Here is a 4,159-nt window from a genome sequence, read left to right as displayed (position 1 = left end):
AGTACCACGTCCCGTCCGGCGTCTTCGCCCAGCCCGTGGCCATCCTGCCGGACTCGGGGTCGAGCCAGTACCACGTCCCGCCCTGCTTGAGCCAGCCGGTCTGCATGGCGCCGGAGCCGGACAGGTAGTACCAGGCCCCGCCCGAGCTCATCCAGCCGCCGGACTTCATCGCGCCCGAGCCGTCGAAGAAGTACCACGTCCCGTCCGGCGTCTTCGCCCAGCCCGTGGCCATCCTGCCGGACTCGGGGTCGAGCCAGTACCACGTCCCGCCCTGCTTGAGCCAGCCGGTCTGCATGGCGCCGGAGCCGGACAGGTAGTACCAGGCCCCGCCCGAGCTCATCCAGCCGCCGGACTTCATCGCGCCCGAGCCGTCGAAGAAGTACCGCTTGCCGTCCGGCGTCTTCGCCCAGCCCGTGGCCATCCTGCCGGACTCGGGGTCGAGCCAGTACCACGTCCCGCCCAGGCTCAGCCAGCCGGTCTGCATGGCGCCGGAAGCGGCCAGGTAGTACCAGGCCCCGCCGTCCTTGAGCCAGCCGCCGGGCCTCATCGCGCCGGAGCTCTCGAAGAAGTACCGCTTGCCGTCCGAGGCCTTCGCCCAGCCCGTGGCCATCTTGCCTGATTCGGTGAGCCAGTACCACGTCTCTCTTTGCTTCAGCCAGGTGTTTTCGGACGCCGCTGCGCTGTCGTCGAACCAAAACCATGAGCCATCGACGTTCTTCCATCCGTGCTGCTCCTGCTTGAGGCCCTGCCGATAGGCGGCCATGTGCGGGGAGTGGCTAAACGAGTGAAATGTCGCACCGTTTTGCATGGTGTTGAGTTCGATGCCGTTTGGCGTGAACGTTGTTATCACGGCTTCGAGACCGCTTGCTGCGGCTTCCGGCGCGGTGAAGTAGCGGATTTGAAGCGCGTCAAGCGCGCTTGTTGCGTATTCAGGAAGATTGGTGCCGTGCCCGGTTTGGATGGCGTATGCGGGGGAGAGCGCAGCCAGATAGAGAGGGGTGTTCGAACCAACGGTTCCGTGATGACCCAGCTTGAGTAGGTCGACATGGCCGATGGCTTTTGCGAGTCGGTCTTCGTCTCCGTCGTAGTTATTGATGTCTCCCGAGAGAAACGCGGTTGATCCGTTCGTTTCCACCTTGACGCCCCAGGAAAAGTAGTTTGCATCGGGAACGGGATTGAATTTGTAGTCGTCACCGTAATTGACGATCTCGATGCTCATGCTCCCTAGCGTAAAGCAGGGGTTTCCCGTAGTCGACGGATCGGGCTCGTATTCGTGTATCAGGTTAGAATCGCTTGAGCGAGTTACCGCGATACCGGTGTCGGGCAAGGTCTCGGAGTTGTAAGGATCTCTTTGGTCGGTGGGATCTATCCCGAATCTCTCGACGATTGCTCCGGCATCAAGTACGTCGGCTTCGGGCATCTTCCCGATAGCATCGAGGGTGTTTTCTTCCTGAGAATCGTCAGGGGATGGCTCGATGGGTGCGTTCGGGCTGAGGTTCTGGATGAGGATGCCCCCGGTCTCTTTCGCTGCCGCAATAGCCCTGTCATAGACGTATTGATTGTCCCAAAGCCGCGATTCGTCCGATATGAACGAATCTTGATATTCGGAAATATATACGCGACGAGGGCTGAACTCGCGGATGATCTCGTCGGCGGAGCCTATATGGTCGCTATGCGGATGCGTTCCTAGATAAAAATCGAGGTTGCTAGAATTCACCCCGAGGCTTTTTAGGTACGAGATAACGCTGTCCTCAACGCCTCCCCCTCTTGTGATGCCCTCGCGAAAGGGGTAGCGGGGGTCGCTACCGTCTGGGTAATCGCTGTCTTCTCCGGAATCGACAATACCGAATCGTCCGTTGCTTTCTAGTACGATGGCATCTGTGTAGGCGAATGGCAGAATGTGGATTCGCGTTATACCCTGAGCGGGAGCTTGCGTGCCGAAGGCGGCTTGGGGCGCGGTGAATGCCGAGAACGCGAGTTGCCACGAAAGAGCTAGTGTTAGTGCAATGCAGACGAGCTGGGTTCTTTGGGGGTGGGATCGGGAGATTCGGTTCACGGTTTCCTGCCTCGTTGGTTCGCGTGCGTTTTCTGCGTATTCCTATTCTTATTACTAGGCGTTAAGTATACGCTATCTAAAAGGTGCTTTGAGGTTGATGCGCCGTTTGCTGGTATACTCGCTACCTGCATAATGCGTAAAAAGGTCCATCGTTGTTTCATGGTTTGGAGGTGCGCCATGCACCAGGTTTCATCTAGGTTGGCAAAACTGGCGTTGTCTTTGGCGCTTGTCTGTGCGCTAGTTCCGGTTGCGCCCCTTTCAGCGTTCGCTCGTCCCCAAGATGGCAGTGCTTTGTCGGATGCTGCCGATCAAAAGGCTTCGGATGACAAGGGTGCTTCCGAGGATTTGCTGGCCGTTCCCGATTCGCAGGCGGATGGGGATGAAGCGGGCTCGGAGGTCGGGGAAGGCGAATCGGATGCGCAAGCGCCCCAAGCCGCTGCGGTCGACCCCATTGAGCAGCAGGTGGGTTTTGTTTATTTCGATCACGCCTCTCCAAGCGTGGGGGAGTCCCAGCTTGTCGCTGTAGCGCTTGACGATGAGTCGATTGCCCTTTCATCTGCGGAGTTGCATCTGGTTGCCCCTTCGGGCGAATCGATAGAGGTGGCGGCTTCGGAGCTTGCTGGAAACGCAGCGCTTTTCTCGGTGGCGCTTGCGGAATCGGGCGAGTATCGACTTGACCGGATGGAGGCCTTGGCTGCATCCGACGGTCGTTCGTTGGCGGTCGACCTGTCTTCGTGGGAGGGCGAACCGTATGCGTTCGAAGTCGAACCTCCGAGCGTCGCTGCGTTCTCGCTCGAAGGAGGCGAGGATGGTGCCAGTGTATCCATGTTCGCGCTTACCGAAGACGGTCAGCTTGAAGAGGCGTCTTCGTTCGACGAGGCTGTTCAGCTGTCCGCCGAAGGCTCTCCGGTTCCTATGGGACGGTCTGCGGTTCCCGCAGGTCGTGCCCCTTCAGGAAAGTTTGTCGTTGCCCTGGATCCTGGCCATGGGGGAAGCGAGCCCGGCGCGTCGGGTAACGGTCTAGTTGAAAAAGATGTTACCTGGAAAATCGCGCAGTATTGCAAAGAGGCGCTTGGCGCATACGCGAACGTCGAGGTTTATCTGACGCGCGGACAGGATGAGAGGGTGGGTCTTGCCGAGCGTGTCAATCGTGCGGTTGCGGCGGGCGCTAATGTGTTTGTGAGTTTGCACATCAATGCCTCGTCGGCTTCTTCGGCGAACGGGGCCGAGGTGTGGTATCCCAATGACAGCAGCTACCGCAAGGAGCTTCACGAAGAGGGTGCTCATCTTTCTAGCAAGATCTTGGAAAAGCTGACCGCGCTTGGGTTGGCTGACCGTGGCATTAAGGTGCGCGATTCCGAGCGCGTGAATGGCGAGGGGCCGTTTTACTATCCGGATGGAAGTATTCAGGATTACTACACCGTTATCGAGGCGAGCCGCGAGGCCGGCATCGTAGGAATCATTGTGGAGCATGCCTTCTTGTCCAACGAGAGCGACAGCTCCAAGTTGAAGGACGAATCGTTCTTGAAGAAGCTCGGCTACGCTGACGCTGAAGGTATTGCCGAGACGTACAAGCTTTCTTCAGCTTGGGAGCTTGATAACGGTCGCTGGAAGCTGAAGCTGGCGGATGGCACGTATGCTACGAACTGCTGGCAGCAGGTTCAAGGGAGGAAGTACTGGTTCGGTTCTGATTCGTATGCTGCTGTCGGCTGGCAGACCATAGAGGGCAAGCGGTACTTTTTCAACGACTCTTGCGCCATGCAGACCGGTTGGTTGAAGCTGGATGGGGCCTGGTACTACCTGTCCGGCTCCGGCACCATGCAGACCGGCTGGCTGAGCCTGGGCGGGACGTGGTACTGGCTCGACCCGGAATCCGGCAGGATGGCCACGGGCTGGGCGAAGGCCTCGGACGGCAAGCGGTACTTCTTCGAGAGCTCCGGCGCGATGAGGCCCGGCGGCTGGCTCAAGGACGGCGGGGCCTGGTACTACCTGTCAGCCTCCGGCGCCATGCAGACCGGCTGGCTCAAGCAGGGCGGGACGTGGTACTGGCTCGACCCCGAGTCCGGCAGGATGGCCACGGGCTGGACGAAGACTCCCGACGGG

The 4,159-nt window shown here is 59.5% G+C and carries 2 protein-coding genes; one reads left to right on the top strand and one right to left on the bottom strand.

The genetic code is table 11. The features are described 5' to 3' along the window. On the bottom strand, window positions 1–2,056 hold a 2,056-nt coding region (locus DMP08_RS12195), incomplete at its 3' end, for an MBL fold metallo-hydrolase (RefSeq protein ID WP_148042366.1). Window positions 2,057–2,347: 291 nt separating this feature from the next. On the opposite strand from DMP08_RS12195, the gene DMP08_RS12190 reads away from it, so the two are divergent. After that, a partial coding sequence (locus DMP08_RS12190) for an N-acetylmuramoyl-L-alanine amidase (protein WP_161555471.1) occupies window positions 2,348–4,159 on the top strand: 1,812 nt, incomplete at its 3' end.

Origin of the sequence: Paraeggerthella hongkongensis, assembly GCF_003726035.1 — a bacterium.
GTDB classification, from domain to species: Bacteria; Actinomycetota; Coriobacteriia; order Coriobacteriales; family Eggerthellaceae; genus Paraeggerthella; species Paraeggerthella hongkongensis.
The sequence above is the reverse complement of the archived record's forward strand: the minus strand, read 5'-3'. Positions and strand labels throughout refer to the sequence as shown.